Origin of the sequence: Amycolatopsis rhabdoformis, assembly GCF_035918295.1 — a bacterium.
Classification (GTDB): Bacteria; Actinomycetota; Actinomycetes; order Mycobacteriales; family Pseudonocardiaceae; genus Amycolatopsis; species Amycolatopsis rhabdoformis.
On record NZ_CP142149.1, the window covers coordinates 4151363 to 4169871 of the forward strand.

General features: G+C 72.1%; 19 protein-coding genes. 3 read left to right on the forward strand and 16 right to left on the reverse strand.

All coding sequences use genetic code 11. From position 1 onward, the window contains the following. Nucleotide 1: 1 nt before the first annotated feature. The 3 genes from VSH64_RS18860 to VSH64_RS18870 are packed head-to-tail and all read right to left on the reverse strand — an operon-like array spanning nucleotide 2 to nucleotide 2160. Nucleotides 2–913 carry a hypothetical protein gene (locus VSH64_RS18860; RefSeq protein ID WP_326836930.1) on the reverse strand — a complete coding sequence of 304 codons (912 nt, stop codon included), beginning with the start codon at nucleotides 911–913 and terminating at the stop codon, nucleotides 2–4. A gap of 51 nt (nucleotides 914–964) precedes the next feature. Then, nucleotides 965–1357, reverse strand: a complete 393-nt coding sequence (locus VSH64_RS18865) for a YciI family protein (protein ID WP_326836931.1) — start codon at nucleotides 1355–1357, stop codon at nucleotides 965–967. Nucleotides 1358–1407: 50 nt separating this feature from the next. Continuing rightward, nucleotides 1408–2160, reverse strand: a complete 753-nt coding sequence (locus tag VSH64_RS18870) for an SDR family NAD(P)-dependent oxidoreductase (protein ID WP_326836932.1) — start codon at nucleotides 2158–2160, stop codon at nucleotides 1408–1410. A gap of 131 nt (nucleotides 2161–2291) precedes the next feature. Here VSH64_RS18870 and VSH64_RS18875 point away from each other — a divergent pair, with 131 nt between their 5' ends. Then, on the forward strand, nucleotides 2292–2951 hold the full coding sequence (locus VSH64_RS18875; RefSeq protein ID WP_326836933.1) for a GntR family transcriptional regulator: 660 nt from the start codon (nucleotides 2292–2294) through the stop codon (nucleotides 2949–2951). Nucleotides 2952–2985: 34 nt separating this feature from the next. On the opposite strand, the gene VSH64_RS18880 is transcribed toward VSH64_RS18875, so the two are convergent. The 6 genes from VSH64_RS18880 to VSH64_RS18905 form a co-directional block, all read right to left on the reverse strand. Next, nucleotides 2986–3507, reverse strand: coding sequence for a histidinol dehydrogenase (locus VSH64_RS18880; protein WP_326836934.1), 522 nt, complete (start codon nucleotides 3505–3507; stop codon nucleotides 2986–2988). A gap of 17 nt (nucleotides 3508–3524) precedes the next feature. Next, nucleotides 3525–4469, reverse strand: a complete 945-nt coding sequence (locus VSH64_RS18885) for a VOC family protein (RefSeq protein ID WP_326836935.1) — start codon at nucleotides 4467–4469, stop codon at nucleotides 3525–3527. A gap of 184 nt (nucleotides 4470–4653) precedes the next feature. Beyond that, nucleotides 4654–5508 (reverse strand): SMP-30/gluconolactonase/LRE family protein, encoded by an 855-nt coding sequence (locus tag VSH64_RS18890; RefSeq protein WP_326836936.1) that lies wholly within the window; start codon nucleotides 5506–5508, stop codon nucleotides 4654–4656. 51 nt (nucleotides 5509–5559) lie between these two features. Further along, on the reverse strand, nucleotides 5560–7851 hold the full coding sequence (locus VSH64_RS18895) for a hydantoinase B/oxoprolinase family protein (protein WP_326836937.1): 2292 nt from the start codon (nucleotides 7849–7851) through the stop codon (nucleotides 5560–5562). Further along, the gene (locus tag VSH64_RS18900; RefSeq protein ID WP_326836938.1) at nucleotides 7851–9935 is read right to left on the reverse strand and encodes a hydantoinase/oxoprolinase family protein; all 2085 of its coding nucleotides are present in this window, start codon (nucleotides 9933–9935) and stop codon (nucleotides 7851–7853) included. The genes VSH64_RS18895 and VSH64_RS18900 overlap by 1 nt, the downstream gene beginning before the upstream one ends. 450 nt (nucleotides 9936–10385) lie before the next feature. Continuing rightward, entirely contained in the window at nucleotides 10386–11027 is a 642-nt protein-coding gene (locus VSH64_RS18905) for a luciferase domain-containing protein (RefSeq protein WP_326836939.1), read from the reverse strand. 367 nt (nucleotides 11028–11394) lie between these two features. Between VSH64_RS18905 and VSH64_RS18910 the strand changes: the two genes are divergently transcribed. Continuing rightward, on the forward strand, nucleotides 11395–12354 hold the full coding sequence (locus VSH64_RS18910; protein WP_326836940.1) for a proline iminopeptidase-family hydrolase: 960 nt from the start codon (nucleotides 11395–11397) through the stop codon (nucleotides 12352–12354). Nucleotides 12355–12387: 33 nt separating this feature from the next. On the opposite strand, the gene VSH64_RS18915 is transcribed toward VSH64_RS18910, so the two are convergent. The 3 genes from VSH64_RS18915 to VSH64_RS18925 are packed head-to-tail and all read right to left on the reverse strand — an operon-like array spanning nucleotide 12388 to nucleotide 14175. Further along, nucleotides 12388–13236 (reverse strand): SDR family NAD(P)-dependent oxidoreductase, encoded by an 849-nt coding sequence (locus tag VSH64_RS18915; RefSeq protein WP_326836941.1) that lies wholly within the window; start codon nucleotides 13234–13236, stop codon nucleotides 12388–12390. Further along, entirely contained in the window at nucleotides 13233–13691 is a 459-nt protein-coding gene (locus VSH64_RS18920) for an SDR family NAD(P)-dependent oxidoreductase (RefSeq protein ID WP_326836942.1), read from the reverse strand. The genes VSH64_RS18915 and VSH64_RS18920 overlap by 4 nt, the downstream gene beginning before the upstream one ends. Nucleotides 13692–13713: 22 nt before the next feature. Then, a complete protein-coding gene (locus tag VSH64_RS18925) occupies nucleotides 13714–14175 on the reverse strand; it encodes an SDR family NAD(P)-dependent oxidoreductase (protein ID WP_326836943.1) in 462 nt (153 codons plus the stop codon). Nucleotides 14176–14246: 71 nt separating this feature from the next. Between VSH64_RS18925 and VSH64_RS18930 the strand changes: the two genes are divergently transcribed. Further along, entirely contained in the window at nucleotides 14247–15170 is a 924-nt protein-coding gene (locus VSH64_RS18930; RefSeq protein ID WP_326836944.1) for a LysR family transcriptional regulator, read from the forward strand. 109 nt (nucleotides 15171–15279) lie between these two features. Here the strand turns inward: VSH64_RS18930 and VSH64_RS18935 are convergent, their stop codons facing one another. From VSH64_RS18935 to sigK, 4 genes are all read right to left on the reverse strand, one after another. Further along, complete coding sequence (locus VSH64_RS18935) at nucleotides 15280–15813, reverse strand: SRPBCC family protein (protein WP_326836945.1); 534 nt, start codon at nucleotides 15811–15813, stop codon at nucleotides 15280–15282. 87 nt (nucleotides 15814–15900) lie between these two features. Beyond that, nucleotides 15901–16911 (reverse strand): ferritin-like domain-containing protein, encoded by a 1011-nt coding sequence (locus VSH64_RS18940; RefSeq protein WP_326836946.1) that lies wholly within the window; start codon nucleotides 16909–16911, stop codon nucleotides 15901–15903. Nucleotides 16912–17063: 152 nt separating this feature from the next. Next, on the reverse strand, nucleotides 17064–17771 hold the full coding sequence (locus tag VSH64_RS18945) for an anti-sigma factor (protein ID WP_326836947.1): 708 nt from the start codon (nucleotides 17769–17771) through the stop codon (nucleotides 17064–17066). Next, nucleotides 17768–18376 carry an ECF RNA polymerase sigma factor SigK gene (gene sigK, locus VSH64_RS18950; protein WP_326836948.1) on the reverse strand — a complete coding sequence of 203 codons (609 nt, stop codon included), beginning with the start codon at nucleotides 18374–18376 and terminating at the stop codon, nucleotides 17768–17770. Before sigK ends, VSH64_RS18945 begins: the two co-directional genes overlap by 4 nt. Nucleotides 18377–18509 lie beyond the last annotated feature (133 nt).

Below are 18509 nucleotides of genomic sequence, written 5' to 3' on the forward strand. Positions count from 1 at the left end.
GTCAGCAGGCGCAGCGGATCGTGTGCTCGCCGCCGGGCTCGAACCCGTGGGCCCGCATGTTTCCCTTGACGGTGCCGCGGATTTCGTTGTCCACGCGGTAGAGGTCGGCCACGAGCGACTCCCAGCCGCGGTCGCCGGATTCGTCCCACCGGAACGGCAAGCGGTGCAGCGCCCACGGGTCGCCGGCCGGAAGGGAGGCGGCGGTTTCCAGTGCGCCGCGCACGATCTCGCGTTGCTGCGCGGGTCGGCGCGGCCGCCCGGCCGGACAGCCCAGCGGGAAGTCGAGGAAGGTCGCGCGCGGAGGCTTCACGGACTCGGCCTGGTGGCGCAAGGTGGTCAGACTCGTGGTGGGCAGGCCCCGCTCCTCGATCGCACGGGCCAGCACCCCGGCCGCGACGTGGCACTGCGGGCAGAACGGCAGGACCAGCACCAGGTCCACGCCCATCCGCTCGAACTCGGAAACGACCTTCGGTGCGGTTTCGCTGACGAGCCCGGGGTAGTCGCTGATCGACCCGACCATCGAGATCGCGTGGTCGGCGTACCGCCGGAACACGCCCTCGCGTTCGAGGTCGAGCATCGTGTCGCGCGGGTAGGCGACGTTGGGGTCGGCCAGCGCGAACGCCCGGATCGGGGTCTTGTGGGCGAACAGCACCTCGTCGAGGTCCCGCTCCCGCGGCAGGAGCCGGTAGGACAGGTCCCCGCGTTCGCCGAGCCGCTTCTGGTCGGGGTAGTAGGCCCCGCAGGTCACGAGCAGCCCGACGGTGGCGTCGGCGAGCGCGGTGCGCAACGGGGTGGTGCGCGGTGCGTCGTATTGCGGCACGTCGAGCCCGGAGATGCCCAGGATCGGCGCGACGGTCGCGTCGAAGTCGAACGCCGGTTCGGTCGTCGTGTCGTGGTCCAGGTGCTGGGTCATGGAGTTCTCCCTGGTTTCGTGGATTCCGGCCGGTCGCCGGAGAGGACCGGGTCAGGCGAGGCCGACGCGGTGGGAGTCGAGGTCGACGGTCAGGACCAGCCGGCCCTCGTTGAGCTGCCAGCCGCGGACCTCGTAGGTCCGCAGGCCGTGGACGAACAGCGGGTCGCGCTCGGCGAGCTCGCGGGCTTCGGCCAGCGAGCCGGCGCGGACCACGATCATCCCGGAGCCGTCCCACTCGTAGTCCGCGGCGCGGAACGGGCCGCCCATGAACATCACGCCGGTGCGTTCGAGCTCGCGCAGGTACTCGACGTGCTCGGCCAGCACGGTTCGCGTGCCGTCCGTTTCGAGGTCCCACGCCTCGCTCGGCTCGCCGAAGAAGACGTAGAGCTGGAACAGCCGCAAGCCCAGGTCGGTCAGCACGGTCTGGTCGGTCGAGTCGGTCATCGGGTGTTCTCCTCTGTCTCGGTGGTGCCGGTTTTTCGGTGCGGTCGCGGTCAGTGCGCGGTGTAGCCGCCGTCGATCACCACGCTGGTGCCGGTGATCAGCCCCGCGCCCGGGCCGGCCAGGAACACGACCGCGCCGGTCACGTCCTCGACGCGGCCGAGCCGGCCGAGCGGGATGCGGTGCAGCGTGTCGGCGAGAAACCCGGGATCCGCCAAGAACGGCGCGGTCATCGAGGTTTCGACGTACGTGGGTGCGATCGAGTTGACGCGGATGCGGTGCGGGCCCAGCTCCACCGCCAGCGCCTTCGTGAGGCCTTCCACCGCGTGTTTGGAAGCGCAGTATGCGCTGCGGTTCGGGGCGCCGACGTGGCCCATCTGGGACGAGACGTTGACGATCGACCCGCCCCGGCCCCGCTCGATCATCGCCCGGACCACGGCCTGGGTGGCGAAGTAGAGCGAGCGCAGGTTGAGGTCGAGGACGCGGTCGAAGATCTCCGGTCCGACGTCCGTGAACGGCTGGGGGACGTTGGTTCCGGCGTTGTTGACCAGGACGTCGATCGGCCCCGCCTCCGCCACGAGCGCGGCGAACCGCGGCAGGTCGGTGACGTCGCAGGCGATCGCGCGGGCCCGGCCGCCCGCCGCCCGGATCTCGGCCGCACCCCGCTCGATCTCCTCGGCGGACCGGCTCACGAGCACCACGTCCGCGCCACCGGCGGCACAGGCGCGGGCGATGCCGGCGCCCAGTCCGCGGCCGGCGCCGGTGACGAGCGTGGTGAGCCCGGTGAGGCTCGCTGCGACGGTCATCCGCGACTCCCTCCTCGATGACTCCATGGTGTCACTGGATATTCGAACATGCAACAATCCTCGAATATTGTCCTCGAACGGCTGACCCTGGAGCAGCTGCCGAGAAGTCGAGGATTTGTACAATGAGGCCCATGGGGGACAAGGAAACCCGCAACGAACGCGTCTACCTGGGCATTCGCACCGAGATCCTGAGCGGCAAGCGCCGCCCGGGTGAGCGGCTGGCGACCGCCGAGCTGACCAAGACCTTCGACAGCAGCGTCGGGGTGGTCCGCGAGAGCCTGCTCCGCCTGAGCGAGCGCGGCCTCGTCCAGGTCCGGCCGATGCAAGGCTTCTTCGTCGCGGACGTGTCGCTCGAGGACCTGCACGACCTCACCGAGGCGCGCCTCGACATCGAGACGCTCGCGCTGCGGTACTCGATCGAGCAAGGTGACGCCGAGTGGGAGGCCCGGCTCGTCGGCGCCCACCACCTGCTGTCACTGACCCACCGGCACGTGGACGGAGCGGTCGAGCGGTTCACGGCCGACTGGGGCAAGGCCCACGGCGCGTTCCACGCCGCGCTCATCGACGGCTGCCGCAACCGCCGGATCCTCAGCGTCGCGCAGCGGCTGCGCGACAGCGCCGAGCTCTACCGGCGCTGGTCCGTGGAGATCGACCCGTACCAGGACCGCGACATCGAGGGCGAACACGACGCCCTGCTGCGCGCCGCCCTCGACCACGACACCGATCGCGCCGTCGCCCTGCTCGTGGAGCACATCCAGAAGACGCAGGAGGTCCTGCGCCAGGGCTTCTGAGCCGGGCGGGGCTCGACCCGCGCCGGGACGAGCCCTAGCGCGAGGCGTGCCCGGCGCCGTCCGCCCAGTCCGGGAGGCGCCCGGCCGCCTTGGCCGCCCGGACGTCGCCCGAGCGCGCGTGGCCTTCGAAGAACTCCGCGCGCGCCGCGCGACCGCACAGCTCCCCCAGCGCCGCGCTCGACTCCGGGTCCGTCACCTCCTGGTAGGTGACCGTGCGGAGGAACTTCCCGACCCAGAGGCCCCCGGTGTAGCGGGCGGCGCCGCGGGTCGGGAGCGTGTGGTTGGTGCCGATCACCTTGTCGCCGTAGGACACGCAGGTGCCCTCGCCGATGTCGTCGAGGACCTGCGCCGGCACGGTCGCCACGATCTCGTCGATCCGCGTGGCGTCGAGCCGAAAGCGCTCGGGCGACCAGTGGTCGAACTTCGCCGAGTACTCGCGCACCGCCTCGTCACCGCGGGCCCGGATGTCGGCGATCACCGCGGAGACGGTCTCCGACACGGCGGAGTCCGGCTCGGTCGTCTTGCCCCGCGCCGCTTGCTTGAGCTGGATACCCATCGTCTCTCCTGTCGCCGTCAGCGGGTGTGGGCGCCGGTCATCAGCGCGGCGAGGTCTTCGGGATTCACGAACGACGGGGGTGGCGGCGGTCCCCAGTTGAAGAGACCGCGCGCCCCTTCCATCACCTCCGGTGTCCAGATCGCGTCTTCCGGGATGTCGTCGAGGTCGCTGTAGTACTCGCTGAACGTGCCCGCCGGATCGCGCAGGTACCAGAAGAAGTTGGAGCCGGCGTGGTGGCGGCCGAGCCCCCACACGTGCCGCTCCGGGTGGTCTTCGAGCATCCCCATGGCGCCGCGGCCGACTTCGTCGATGTCGTCGACCTGCCACGCGGAGTGGTGCACGAAGTTCACCGGTGCCTTCTGCACCAGCATGTTGTGGTGGTCGGTCGAGCACCGCAGGAACGCCCCGTGGCCGCCACCGACCAGATCGCTGACCTTGAACCCGATGCCTTCGGTGATGAACGCGCTGGTGGCCTCGACGTCGGTACTGCCGAGCACGACGTGGCCGAGCCGCCGGGGCCGCACCCGCTTCTCCCGCAGGATCCCGGGTGTGCGCGCGGCCGTGCGCTCGATCCGGCCGGGGCTGTTGACCGGGCTCGCCGGCTCGGGCGTCTGGCCGACGCGCGATTGGACGGCCAGCTCGAACCGCACGCCGGTCACCGGTTCCACCGCCGCGAGACCGTCCGATGTGGACTTTGAGGACTGCGTCGCGACGGCCGCCCGGCCCAGGCGAGCGGCCGCGCGCCCGAGGTCGTCGGGGTCGTCGACGCCGATCGTCACCGCGACGAGCCGGCGGAACGGCGCGGGGACGAGCCGCAGCTGCTCGCCGCCGTCGGTGGTCGAGAAGACCAGCTCGTGCTCGGTTTCGCGACTGCGCCGCAACCCGAATTCCTCGTAGTACCGCCCGACCGCTTCGAGGTCGGGCACGCCCAGGGTGATCCCGGCGAGCCGGTGCATGCTCATGAGGCCTCCTCCGTGTCCCTCGCGACGAACTCCTGCTCGATCCCGCCGATCCCCTCGCTCCGGCTGCGCGCACGCGGCCGTGACCGGCGCCCGCTGGTGGTGGCGATCCGCATGAGGCTCCCCTCCTTCGGTGAGGCCTCCATCGTGGCGCCAGATATTCGAATATGCAAGCGTTGTTCGAGCTTTAGGGTCGACCGGCTCCCGGAGCAGGCGCGGGAATCCGGTGGACGAACCCCCGGCTGCGCCCCTGGCGCAACTCGGCCATGGTGGTTTCGGCGGAACAGAGGTAGAGCCACTCGCGGTCCGGACCACCGAACGTGCAGGACACCGGCATCCGCCCGGCAGCGTCCACTTCGTCCAGGAGCCGGCCGTCGCGGGAGACGCGGACGAACCGGCCGCCGCGCAGCAGCGGCACCCACACCGCGCCGTCGGTGTCGAGGCAGAGCCCGTCGGGCATCGGCCCGAATTCGGCGAGCGTCCGGTCGCGCAGCAGGGTTCCGTCCGGCGCCACCGAGAACACCGAAGTCCGGTCCGCGGTCGACTCGTTCACGATCAGCTCCCGCCCGTCCGGGCTCAGCACCATGCCGTTCGGGAACTCGACCCCCTCCGCGGCGACCCGCGGCCCCTCGTCGAGGGTGAACGTCAGAATGCGGCCCGGCCGCGGCGAGCCGGTCATCAGGTCGAAGCCGGTGTCCCCCACCCACGCCCGGCCGTCCGCACCCACGACCAGGTCGTTGACCAGGCCGGTGACGAGGTCCGACAGATCGGCGACCGGGGTCAGGACCCCGGCCGCCGATCGGGTGAGCAGCCGGCGGTCGAGCGCGGTCGCCAGCAGGAGGGTGCCGTCGGGGACGAACCCGGAGCCCGCGGGCCGCCCGGGTACCTCGTGGCGGTGCACGACGGCACCGTCCTCGGCGATGGCCTTCAACGCGTAGTCGTGCACGTCGGAGATCCAGAGCAGCCCGTGACGCCAGCGGGGCGACTCGGGGAAGACGAGCGTGTCGGTGATCAGCTGCGAGGGAGAGGGCTTGAAGACCATCCCTCAATAATCGAGTATTTGCAGATATTCGACAAGTGCGGCCGAGCGCGACTACCCGCGCAGCACGATGTCGCGGACCGGTTCGTCGCCTTCGCGCAGGATCTCGGTCTCGACGCGGAGCCCGGTGACCGGGCACAGGTACTCCCGGTAGCGCACGGTGTACCCGGCCCGGGCTTCGTGCGTCGCGAACTCGGGCCCGAGGTCGCGCAGGGATCGCTCGAGAACCGCGCAGCCGTCCTTGTAGCCGGCGGTCACCGGACCCAGCAGCGCCCGGCCGGTGGCGGTCGCGAAATACCGGACTCCGTCATGCTCCGCGAGCGCGAGCTCGCCGCCGAGCGCGCGCAGGCTCGCGGTGTCCGGTGCGGTGCGCACGCCGTCCGGCACCCGAGCGTCGGCCAGCCGTTCGCGCAAAAGCTGCGCGCGGCGTTGAGCGGTCCGGACCGCATCCGCTTCGCCGCCGGCGCCGAGCACGACTCCGTACACGCGGTCGGCCGCAGCGGCCGGCAGCGCTCCTTCGGCGACGTCGCGGGCCACCTGCTCGGGGTCGCGCAGGAGCGGATCACCGAACCCCGTGGCGTTGGCGCCGGTCCACTCCCACACCCCGTCGTCGGCGATCATGAGCGCCGGGCCCTTCGCCTCGACCGCCGCTTCCGCGCCGCCGATGGCCGCGAAGTCCTGGGGCACCGAGCCGGCTTCGAACGACTTGCGGACGTCGGAGCCGTGCTTGAGCCGGAAATGACCGACCGAACCGGGGTTGGCGCCGAACCCGCCGACAGTCTTCGGGAAGGACTCGTCGATGTAGACCGCCGCGGCGAGCCCGGGCACGCGCCACGGGATCGAGGCTTCGAGGAACCCCCGGCCGCCGCGGTGGCGACCCGCCCCGTCGGCGCCGCCCGGGAGCCCGCGCCGGTAGAGGTAGAGCACCGGCCACAGGAGCTCGAGTTCCTCGACGTTGCTGGCGGTGCCCTCGGGAATCCAGAAGTGGCCGCCGAAGTCCACGCCGTCACCGACCGGTGACGCGGCGAGCGAGCCGATCATGTTGTTGGCGTTCACGCCGATGAACTGGTGCCCCTCCGGGGTCACGCCGCCGCTGATCATCCCGTAGAACGCCGGGTGCGCGGGCCCGATCGCGCGCGCGGCGATCTCCGGCTCGGCGCAGGCGAGCATCTTCCCGATCACCGTGCTCGCCAGGCTGATCAGCGTTTCCATCGTGTACATGCCGGCGGGGCTGACCGCGGCGGGAAAGTCCGCGCAGGAAAGGGTTCCCGGGCTCGGGTCGAAGTGCACCCGGCGGTAAGCACCGCCGTACGCGCCGGCGAGATCCGAGGTGAGCGACGCGGTCAGCGCGGCCAGGAACGCCCCGGCGAACCCCGCGTACGTCACGTTGATCGAGCCGGTCTGCGGATCGGTCCCGTGGTTGTCCACGTAGAGGTGCTCGCCCTCCTTGCGCACGGTGGTCTGGTAGACGTAGGTGCCCGTGTCGCCGGTGTGCGCGGCTTCCGCGTACATGCGGTGCGACCAGGTGCCGTCGGGGATCTTCGCCAGCCGTTGGGCCATCGTGGTCTCGCCGGCGTCCAGCACGCGGTTCATCACGGCCTTCACGGTGTCCGCGCCGTAGCGTTCGAGCAGCGCGGTGATCTTCTCCACCGCGACCAGGTTCGCCGAGATCGCCGCGCGCAGGTCCATGTGGACGTTCGTCGGCACCCGGGACTGGCGCAGGAACAGCTGTTCCAGGTCGGGCCGGATCGCGCCGCGCTCCACGAGCTTGAACGGGGGGAAGGCCGGCGGGTCGGTGAAGAGATCGGTGGCGTCGACGCAGAAGCTGCCCATCACCGAACCGCCGACGTCGCTGTGGTGCAGCACGTTGGACACCCAGCAGAAGAGCTCGTCCCCGACGAACACCGGTGCCGCCACGACGGCGTCGGGCTGGTGCGGCGAGCCGACGAACGGGTCGTTGGACAGGTACATGTCCCCCGGCGCGATGCCGGGGTCGGCCGCGCGGTTCTCGAGGATCCACTTGATGGTGAGCGACTGCGAGTTCGAGAAGTACTGCAGGTACGGGCCGAGGAAGACGACGTCGCCGTGCTGCGTGAGGATCGAGGGCTGGAAATCGCGCGTGAGCATCGTGATCGGCGAGACGCAGAGCCGCTGCAGGGTCTGGCCGTGCTCGAGGTTGATGTTCATCAGCGAGTAGCGCACGACCTCGAACGTGACGGGGTCGACGGCGTCGGAAGCCTGGGTGTGCAACGGAACCGAAGGCGGGACGGCGAGCGGCTCGTTCGGGACGTAGCCGCGCGCGACCCCGTCCCACACCACGCTCGGGGTCTCGGAAGTGGCGGTCATCAGGACTCCTTCGGGGAGGCGAGCTGGAGGCGGAGTTCGTGGTGCGACCCGGTCGAGAGCGTGGCGCCCGGCGGGACCGCGATGGTCGTGTGCGCGAGTTCGACCAGGGCCGGGCCGGAGACGGCGCCGGCGGGCGCCCCGCTGAAGACGTCGGTGGCGGTCCAGCCGCGGCCGGGCCAGTACACGTCGGCGCGGGCCGGTTCGGCGGCGCGCTCGTCACCGCTCACCGGAACCGGGATGTCCGAGGCGACCGAAGCGCGGGCGCGCAGGGCGAAGACCTCCACCGCCTGGAACATGGCGGTGCCGCCGGCGCCGTAGCGGCGCACGTACTCGACGTCGAAGTCCGCGAGGAGCTGCGCGCCGTCGGCCGGCAGGCGCACCGGCACCTCCAGGCTGTGCATGAGCTGCTCGCGGAAGCGCATCAACGCGTCGACCTCCACGACGACCTGGTCGCCGTCGAACCCGGCGGCCGCCAGGTCGGCGCGCGCCGCCGCCGTCACTTCGGCGACGCCCGCGGCGAGCGCTTCGGCCTGTGCGCCTTCGAACGGCGCGAGCAGCCCGCGCTCGAGTTCCTTGTACTGCACCACGTCTCCCGAGGCGATGCCGTAGGCCGACAGTGTCGAGGCGCCGTTGCCGAGCGGGATCACCACCTCCCGCACCCCCGATTCCGCGGCGTACCCGAAGGCGTGCACCGGCCCCGCACCGCCGTAGGCGTAGAGCAGGTAGTCGCGGGGATCGTGCCCGCGTTCGAGGGTCTGCTGCCGGATCGCGGTCGCGGCGCGCATGTTGTTGATCTCGAGGATGCCCGCGGCGGTCTCCTCCACCGAAAGCCCGAGCCGCGCCGCCAGCCCGCCGACCGCGCGCAAGGCCGCCTCGCGGTCGAGCGGCATCCGTCCGGCCAAGAAGGCTTCTGGACGGAGGAAGCCGAGCACCACGTCCGCGTCCGTGACCGTCGGCTCGGTGCCGCCGCGGCCGTAGCAGGCCGGACCGGGCTCCGCTCCCGCGCTGCGCGGCCCGACCCGCAGCCCGCCGGTGGCCTCGTCGAGCCGCGCGAGCGTGCCCCCGCCGCAGGCGATCGTCTTCACGGCCAGGTGCGGGAGGCGGTAGGTGTACTGGTCGATCACGTTGTCCTCGGCCAGCACGGGCTTGCCGTCGATCACGAGCCCGATGTCGAACGACGTGCCGCCCATGTCCGTGGCGACGACCCGGTCGTGGCCGTAGGCGCGGGCCAGCGCCGCGACTCCGGTGAGGCCGCCGGCGGGACCGGAGTCGATGGTGCCGAGCGACGTCGCCGCGGCCGCCTCCGCGGGCAGCACACCACCGTTGGACTGCATGACCAGCAACGGTTCGGTCAGCCCGGCGTCGCCGAGCGCGCCGGCCAGCCGGCCGAGGTAGCGCGAGCACGCCGGGCCGACGTAGCCGTTCATCACGGTGGCGACCGTGCGCTCGTACTCGCCGAGCCGCGGCGACACCGCCGACGAAGTGGACACGAACACGTCCGGCGCGGCCGCGGCGAGCGCTTCCGCCAGCGCTCGTTCGTGCTTGGCGTTGGCGAAGGACCACAACAGCGCGATGGCGACCGAATCCAGCCGGTGCTCGGCGATCAGCCGCGTGATGTCCTCCACCGCCTGCTCGGTGTCGAGGTCGACCACCACCGCGCCGGTCGCGTCCACACGCTCGTGCACCTCGGCCACCGCGCCGCGCACCGTGATCGGTTCGGGCAGGCGGCTGCCGTGCACCGCGAACACCTCTTCGATCGACCTGCCCGCGACCCGGCCGGCCCCGCGCATCATGCCGAGCGCGCTGCCGTGGCCCGCGGTCGCCACCAGGCCGACCCGCGCACCGGACCGCTCGAGCACCGCGTTGGTGCCGATGGTGGTGCCGTGACCGAACCGGCTGGTGCGCGCGAGCAGGGTCGTGAGGTCGAGCCCCTCCGCCTCCGCCAGCCGCTCGAGCCCCGCCAGCACCCCGGAGACCGGATCGACCTTGGTGGACAACACTTTCGCCGTGCGGTGGGCGCCGTCGCGGTCCACGAGCACGCAGTCGGTGAACGTGCCGCCGATGTCCACACCGAGGTAGTACATGCGTTACTCCTGAGTCTTCTCCGGCGACGACGGGCGCCGCGCGGGGAGGCGGAAGTGGGGGAAGCCGACGACGCTCAGCGGTGCCGGCCGCCGAGCGTGCGGCCTGAGTCGCCGCGCGGGAGTGGCCCGGTCCTGCGCCGGGGCCCGGGTGAGAGCGAGTGCGGCCGGAGGCTCGCCGCGTCCGGGACCGAGCCGGACGCCGGCCGCGCGCCGCGGACGGCAGGGGTCACCGGGACCGTCGTCTCCGTCGGCCGAACCGCACCGAACTCCACCACGCAGGACCACCTCGTCGTCGACCGTGCGCCGAGCCGACCCGTGACGATCGCTCGATCGACACGGAACTTAAGTCAGGTCCGGAGGCCGCGTCAAGGTGTCGATCAAATGATCGACACCTTTGATACACCGAGCGTGCGCGAACATCCCGAGGGAAGCGCCGGCGGCACCACACCGTCACCGAACGGCGGCAGCCGCCTCGAGAATCGAGCGCAGGCAGGCGATCTCGGCCTGCTCGCGCGGCGGGTAGAGCAGCACGTACCCCGCCGGCAGGCCGAGCATCACGCCGGCGAGCCGGTGCAATTCGCCCCAGCCCAGGTCGACCACTACCGCGGCGTCGGGCGGCCGGAGGGACACGTGCAGCGACCCGTCGCGGGGGTGGACGTGGCCGAGTTCGGTGCCGTCGGCGGCGAAGAGAGCCGGATGGTGCTTCTCCCAGCCGCTCATGCGCATCTCCAGGCCGGGTCGACCGGCGAGGTCCTGGACCATGTCTTGCACCGCGGCGATCCGGGCCTGGTCCGCGTGCTGGTTCAGGACGCGGTGCGGCACGGGATGGGGCGCCACGTCGGGGCGCGGTCCTTCCCGCCGAGGCAGAGCCCGAAGTGCCCGCTCGACCTCGCCGCCGCGGGGTGCGTCGACGGTGTACGGGTCTCTTGTGCGCATGCGCATCCCGGTGACCGCCACCCAGCCCACCGGGTTCGACGGCACTCCGCCCGGTCCGAGAGCCTTCCACCGCCGGTAGTCGCGCACGGCCCACCCGATCCCGGCCGCCATCGCGCCCACCGCCGCGCCGACGCCGGCCCGCCTGAACGTGCTCATGTCCGGTCGTCTCCTTCACAGCGATCGGAGTGTGCCGGAAACACCGTCGGGGCATTCCGAATGGGGCGAGGATCGCCCTTGATCCCGGCCCGACATCGGCGTCTCACCTGAAAGGCTGAACGTCTTATCCGGAACGCAGGAGTCGTTGTCGAGAACGGGACATCCGGTCGGGAATTCAGGCGTGTTCGACTCTCCACCGTTCTGCATGCGGGCAATCCGCACCACCCCGTCGACAATTTCCCCTCGAGGAAGTTGTCCGACCGGCCATCGGGACTTTCCCGTTCGGGCCGAGTCGCCGCGGAAAGCTGTCGGCGTAGATCCATCACCCGCACTGTTCATGGCGAGCACCCGAGAAAGGCAGTGCCCCATGATCAACCGTCGGAGTGTGGTCAAGGCCGCCGGAGCGTTGGCGGCCGCCGGCGCCATTCCCGTTCCCGCCGCGAAGGCCGCTCCCCCGCTGGAATCGGGTGAGCGGTACGTGGACGTTCCCGGCGGCCGGGTGTGGGTCGACGTCGTCGGCGGCGGTCGCCGAACACCGCTGGTGGTGCTGCACGGTGGCCCCGGCGCCGGTCACGACTACCTCGAACCGCTGGGCGACCTCGCCGAAGACCGCGCGGTCGTGTTCTACGACCAGCTCGGCTGCGGGCGCTCCGACCACCCGGACGACCCGGCACTGTGGACGATCGGCCGCTTCGTCGCCGAACTGCAAGCGGTCCGTCGTGCGTTGCGCCTGGACCGGTGCCACCTCTACGGACATTCGTGGGGCGGCTGGCTCGCGATCGAGTACCTGCTGCGCCGGCCACGCGGCGTCAAGTCGGTGGTGCTGGCCAGTACGTCGGCCGGCGCGCCGGAATTCGTGGCCGGGACGAAGTACCTCCGGTCGCTGTTGCCGCCCGACGTGCAGCAGACGCTGGACAAGTACGAAGCACAAGGCGATTTCACGGCGCCCGAGTACCTGGACGCCGTGAACGTGTTCTACGCGAACTTCCTCTGCCGCCTGAGCCCCTACCCCGCCGCCATCCAGCGGAGCTTCGACATCCTCGACGGCAACCAGGTGTACGCCGCGATGAACGGACCCAACGAGTTCGTGATGACCGGCAACCTCGCCTCGTGGGACCGCACGGCCGAGGTGCGGCGGATCACCGAGCCGGTGCTGCTGACCCGCGGCCGCTACGACGAAATGGCCGAGACCTGCACGGTGACGCTGCGGAAGAACCTCCCGCACGCCCGGACCGTCGAATTCCCGCACAGCTCGCACTTGGCGATGTGGGAAGACCGCGCGGCCTACCGGCGAACGGTTTCCTCCTTCCTGTCCACGTGGGACTGAGTCCGCCCGGGCCGGGACCCCGGAAGACGTCGGTCAGCGCGCCGGGTATTCCGGTGCCCAGGGCAGGACCTGGCCGTGGCGCACGAGTTCGCCGTAGTGGTCGGGGTCGACCGGGTCGAGGGCGAGGTCGAGCAGAACGGTGGCGGCCTGCGCCGGGGTCGGGGCGGCGCTGACGTCCCACCACATCGCGGACGTGGGGGTGTTGATCATGCCGGGACAGACGGAGGCCAGCAGGATGCCGCGGGCGAGGTCCTGCTCGCGGCGCTGGTGCGCCAGGGCCCGCACGGCCGCGACCTGGCCGATCTTCGAGGGGATGTTGACGAAGCCGGGCCAGGCCCCACCGCGGGCGCTGCCGTCGCGCACCGCGTCGCGCCAGGCCGCGACCTGCTCGTCCACTTCGTCCAGAGTGGACAGTGCGGCGAACCGGTCGTGCAGCACCGGGGCCAGGTAGTGCAGGGTGCCCAGACTGCTGGCCACCACGATCAGGCTGCCGCCGTCGCGCAGCAGCGGCGCGAAGGCGCGCAGGACTCGGGTGGTGCCGAAGTTGTTGACCTCGGCGTAGGGGTCCACGATCTCGCGCGGGTCGTCGTCGGGGCTCACGCGCATCACGGCGTTGTTGAACACCACGTCGACACCGCCGTGGCGCTCGCGCAGCCGGGCCGCGATCCGGGCGGCGGCTTCGGGCTGGGCGACGTCGAGGATCTCCCCGTGGACCGTGGCACCGCCGCCGGGCAGGCTTTCGACGGCCTCGTTGACCCGGCCCAGATCGCGGCCGGTGAGGTACACGGTGTCCGCCGGCGTCAGGCGCTGGGCCAAGCCCTCCACCAAGGCCAGGCCGAGGCCCTGAGTGGCTCCGGTGACCAGGGCGACTTTCGGTGTCATGACTGTCCTTCCGTGCCGCCGACGGCGGCGAGCAGGTGTTCGGAGAGGGTCCACGGGCGCCGCGCGTTGTCCGGGTCCAGGGCGTAGCGGGCCACGCCGTGCAGGGGCTGCGCGTCGCCGCGGCGGTCGACGGTCTCGGTCTCGTTGCCGTCGACGAAGTACCGGCCGCCGATCCCCTCGAGCAGCGGTGAGGTGGCCGGCAGGACGGAGGTGGCGGCGCCCTGCTCCGGTGTTTTGATCAGCTCGGGCGCGACCTTGCCGCTGCCCCGGCCGCCGGTGTGGCGCGGCAGGTTGGGGTAGATCGCACCGGGCATCACGACGTTCGCCGTGATGCCGTCCGCGGCCCAGCGCCGGGTCGCCTCGACCGCGAACAGCACGTCGGCGGTCTTGGACTGCCCGTAGGCCGGCCACGGGTCGTAGCGCCGGAAGGCGAAGTGGACGTCGTCGAACACCACCGGCGAAAGCTGGAGCTGACCATCACGATCCGGGCCGCGCCGTCCGCGGCCGGCGCTGCGTGCAGCCTGGTGGCCAAAGCGAAGTGGCCCAGGTAGTCGGTGGCGAACTGCCACTCCCGGTCCTGCGGGTGTCGCGCTCGGGAGTGGCCATCACCCCGGCGTCGGCCACCAGGAGGTGCAGCGGACCCTCCCACGAGCCGGTGAACGCGGCCATCGAGACCGGGTCGGTCAGGTCCAGCCGGGCCACGCGCAGGGCAGTGCTGCCGGTGGTGGCGGTGATGTCCTCGGCCGCGCGCTGCCCCGCCGCGCGGTCGCGCACGGCCAGGGTGACCTCGGCGCCGGTGCCGGCCAGGGCGCGGGCGGTCTCGATCCCCAGCCCGGACGAGGCGCCGGTGACCACCGCGCGGCGCCCGGTCAGGTCGATGCCCGCGGCGACTTCGGCGGCCGTGCCGGCGAACCCGAAGGGCGTCTCGAGCAAGCTCATGCGTTCCACGCTAAGCGCGGATCGGCCATGTTTCCAGCGAGAGAACCGCAACCGTGGTATGCGTAAGTGTCATGACCTTCACCGATGCGTCGCTGGTCGCGCTGCGGGTGTTCCGGGAGGTGGCGGAGCGGGGCACCCTCACCGCCGCCGCCACGGCCCTGGGCTACACCCAGTCCGGCGTGTCCCGCCAGATCGCCGCGCTGGAACGCGCCGCGGGCACGCCCCTGCTGGAACGCCGCCACGACGGCGTGCGCCTGACCCCGGCCGGACGGATCGTGCTGCGCCGCGCCACCACCGTGCTCGACCAGATCGACGCCACCGCCCGGGAACTGGCCGGGCTGCCCGACGACCACGCCACCGTGCGGCTGGGCTGGTTCACCAGCGCCGGCACCACCCTGGTGCCCCACGCGCTGGCCGCGCTGCGCCGCACGCACCCGGCCATCACCGTCACCACCCGGGAAGGCAGCACCCCGGCGCTGGTGCGGGCGTTGCGCGCGGGCACGGTGGATCTCGCGCTGCTCGCCTCGGTCCCGCCCTATCGCCCGCTCGACACCGAAACCCCGGCGCTGAAGGTGCTGACGCTCACCGAACGCAGCCTGCGCGTCGCCGTGCCCGCCGGACACCCGCTCGCCCGCGGCGAATTCATCGACGTGGCCGACCTGCACGGCCGGCAGTGGATCGCGGCTTCGGCCACCGGCGAGCACGGCGGCCTGGGCGTGTGGCCCGGCCTCGACGAACGGCCCACGATCGCCCACACCGCCCGCGACTGGCTGGCCAAGCTGCACCTGGTCGCCGCCGGCGGCGGCCTGACCACCGTGCCCGCCGCCTTCACCCCGGTCGCCCCCGAGGGCGTGCGCATCCTGCCCGTCCGCGGCGGCCCGGCCGAACAGCGCCGCATCGTGCTCGCCCGGCTGCCCACCCCCCTGTCCGAACCGGCCGCACGACTGGCCGACGCGCTGCGCGCCACGGCGATCGAGACCGACACGTCACCCTGACCCTGCCGCGGATCGTTCTGTGGAGCCGAAAGCCGTCGACTGAGCCGCCACGACCCTGTCGTAGAGACCGCGCGCGCCGGGAGCCGACAACCGGGAACAGCCCGTCCGCTCAGCGCTGTCCCGCCGTTCGTTCCCGCAGTCCGGCCGCCAGACCGGCGACCGTGAGCAGGTCCACCAACCCGCCGCCGTACTCCACGAGGCGGCGGTGTCGGACCCCGGCGATGCGGAAGCGCAGGTGCACGCGGGTGCCGGTGGCGCGCGGGGTGAGCCGGATCGTCCAGCTGATGCGCAGCGGGCCGCGGGTGGAACGGTGGACGAGGGTGCGCGGTGGGTCGTGGGTGACGATCTCGAACGTGGCGCCCGGCCCGCCCCAGTCGTCGATGACGTCGCCGGCGCGGAGGGTGTGCAGGGTCAGGTCGAGGTGGCGCAGGGCGCGCCGGCGGCGTGGGATCAGGAGTTCGGCGGGGCGGGGCAGGTACCAGCCGGCGCGGTTCTTGCCGAGCTGGGCGAACCAGGGCCACACCTGGTCGGGGCTCGCGGCGAGGGTGAAGCCGCGGTCCATGGTCACCTCGGCGTCGGGCACGAGGTCGTCGCCGGGGGCGGCTCCGGTGATCTCCGCGGGTTCCGCGGTCACTCCGAGCACAGGGCACCTCCTCAGGCCCGAACCGTAACAACACCAGGCGGTGGAACGGTGCTGGGCGGCCGGGGCACAAGCCGCCCAGCACCGGGCTCAGGCGTTGGCGGCGCTGGTGTTCACGTCGCCGTTCACGCCCTTCGGGAAGAAACCGCCGGAGGTCGCGGCCTTGTTCGTGAGGTACACGATGTTGAGGACCTGGCCGGGGCTGCGGCTGTAGGCGACCCCGTGGGCGTCGGCCGGAACGATGTTGGCGTTGCCGTGGCTGTCGACCACGCCCTGGTCGTCGTCAGTCGCGCCGTCGAGGCTGTCGCGGGCGGCGGACAGCTTCACCGACGCCTTCTTCGGGTCGGTGCTGAACAGGCCGGTGCCGAGCAGCCCGCCGCCGCGCTGGTAGAGCGCGCTGCGGATGGTGCCGGCGTGGTAGGCCTCCACCGCGAGGATTCCCGCGGCCGCCTCCAGGTAGGTCTTGTTGCTGATCAACGGCGCCGCGCCCTTGTAGGCGGTCACCCCGACGTCCTCGAACAGGAACGCCGCCAGCAGGAAGTTCTCCTCGCACGCGAACGCGTCGAAGGTGTGCCCGGCCTTCACCAGCCCCGCGGCCTGCGCGGCGGCGGTGAAGCTGGCCTGCAGATCGATGGCCGGCCGGCTCACCGCCGCCGAGCCCAGCGCCGAGCGCAGGAATCCGACGTGCGCCTTCTCGTCGCCTGCGATCTCCTGCGCGAACTGGCGCACCGCCCGGGACTCGAACCGCACCGCGCGGCCGCCGGTGACCCCGCCGCGAGTGCCGGTGCCGGTGGTCATCGAGTCGGCCAGCCCCTTGCCGGTCACGGCGTGCAGATAGAACTCCGCTTCGAGGTACTCGAGGTTGAGCGCGAAGTTCAGCACCGCGCCATCGCTCACCTCGGCCGATGAGGTCTCGGTGGCCACCGGTGCGGCCGCGCGCAGCGGAGCGGCCGACGCCCCGCCCGCGGTGAAGGCGCCCAGCGCACCTGCGCCGACGACCCCCAGCCCCGTCATCCCGGCCGCGCGCAAGAACTTCCGCCGGTCCTGGTCGTTCTCCGCACTCCTGGCGATCATCGAGGCGGCATACCGTTTTCCGAACACGGGCGATCTCCCTTTCCCACCCGCGAAGGGGTGAGGGTCAGGTGCGAAACCCGGGCGGACGGAGGGTCCGCCCGGGCTGTTTCCGATCGTGCGCAAGGAGTTCGGATCCGGTGGGGTGCGGAGATGGGTCGCTCACCCCCTCGGGTTTCCGGTCAGGGCAAGGCGACCGCCACCACACCCGCGGTCGTCGGCTGGGGCGAGCCGGCGGCGGGCTCGACGGTGATCCCGACACGGTCGGCGTCCGCCGGCAGCGCCGCGACGACCGAAGCGCCGGAGTCCGCGGTGAGCAGCCCGGCCGACTGCGGACCCCGCGGCCCGATCAGCCACACCTGGTACGCGTGCGCCGCATCGAGCGCCGGCAGATCCTGGGCCGTCACGACGATCTTCCCGAGCGCGCGGGACACGTCGGTGCTCGCGCTTCCCCCGCCCACGGCCCGCGCGGTCGTGCTCACGGCGTCGCCACTGAGTCGGACGTCGTGTTGCGCCGAGGCCACTGTGGACGGTTCGGGACCACCGCCGAAGAGCTGGCTCCCGCCCACGACCACACCCCCGATCGCCGCCACCACCGCCACCGCGACGACCGCCCGGGTGCGCCACGGCCGCGCCGCCGGCAGCCGGCGCGGGGCCGGTGGCACCTGGCGCGTCCGGCTGACCTCGGCAAGCACGCCGGACCGCAGCCGCGGTGACGGCGCGACCTCGACCGCGGCCCCCAGCAGCGCGGCGACCTGGCGGAACTCCGTGACCTCGTGCGCACACTGCCCGCATTCCGCGAGGTGCTTTTCGAACCGCGCGCGTTCGAGATCGTCGACCGCGTCGAGTGCGTACGCGCCCGCGAACAGGTGGGCGTCGTCGATGCTCATTCCTTCTCCCCCAGCAAGTCGCGCAGGCGCAGCAGGCCGTCGCGCAGGCGTGACTTGATCGTGCCCACCGGAACCCCGAGCCGCTCCGAGACCTCGCGGGCCGTCCAGCCGAGGAAGTACGCCAGCGTGATCGACTCACGCTGCACCTCGCTCAGCGAGAGCAACGCCTCGCGCACCTCGGCCCGGGCCAGGCCGGTGAGGGTTTCCTCGGACACCTCGTCGAACTCGCGCCGCGGGTCGAGCTGCGCGTCGCGCTCCTCGCGCGCCGCCCCGGCCGATTCCGCGCGCACGCGGTCGATCGCGCGCCGGTGCGCGATGGTGAGCACCCAGTTGCGGAGGCTGCCCTTGCGCGCGGAGAACGTCGCCGCCTTCCGCCACACCTCGAGCAGCGTTTCCTGCGTCACCTCCTCCGCCTGCGCCCGGTCGCGCAGCACGCGGAAGCACATGCCCAGCACCGGGCTCGCCAGGTGGTCGTAGAGCCCGGCGAACGCGGCCTCGTCACCCCCGGCGACGCGCTCCATGAGCCGCTCGGCCGTCCCCAGGGGGTCCACTGTGGACTCAGCCGGACCCAGTGCGATCGTCAGCGTCGCCGCGTGACCTGTCATGCGAAGTCCCTCCCGACCCGCGCCACCCGGGCGCCGGCGATCACCTGCTTGCCGGGGGTATTCGCCGCGGCGGGCGGGGAGTATTGGTACGACTTCGCGATCCGGAGGTCACTCGATCAGGGACCCATCCGGA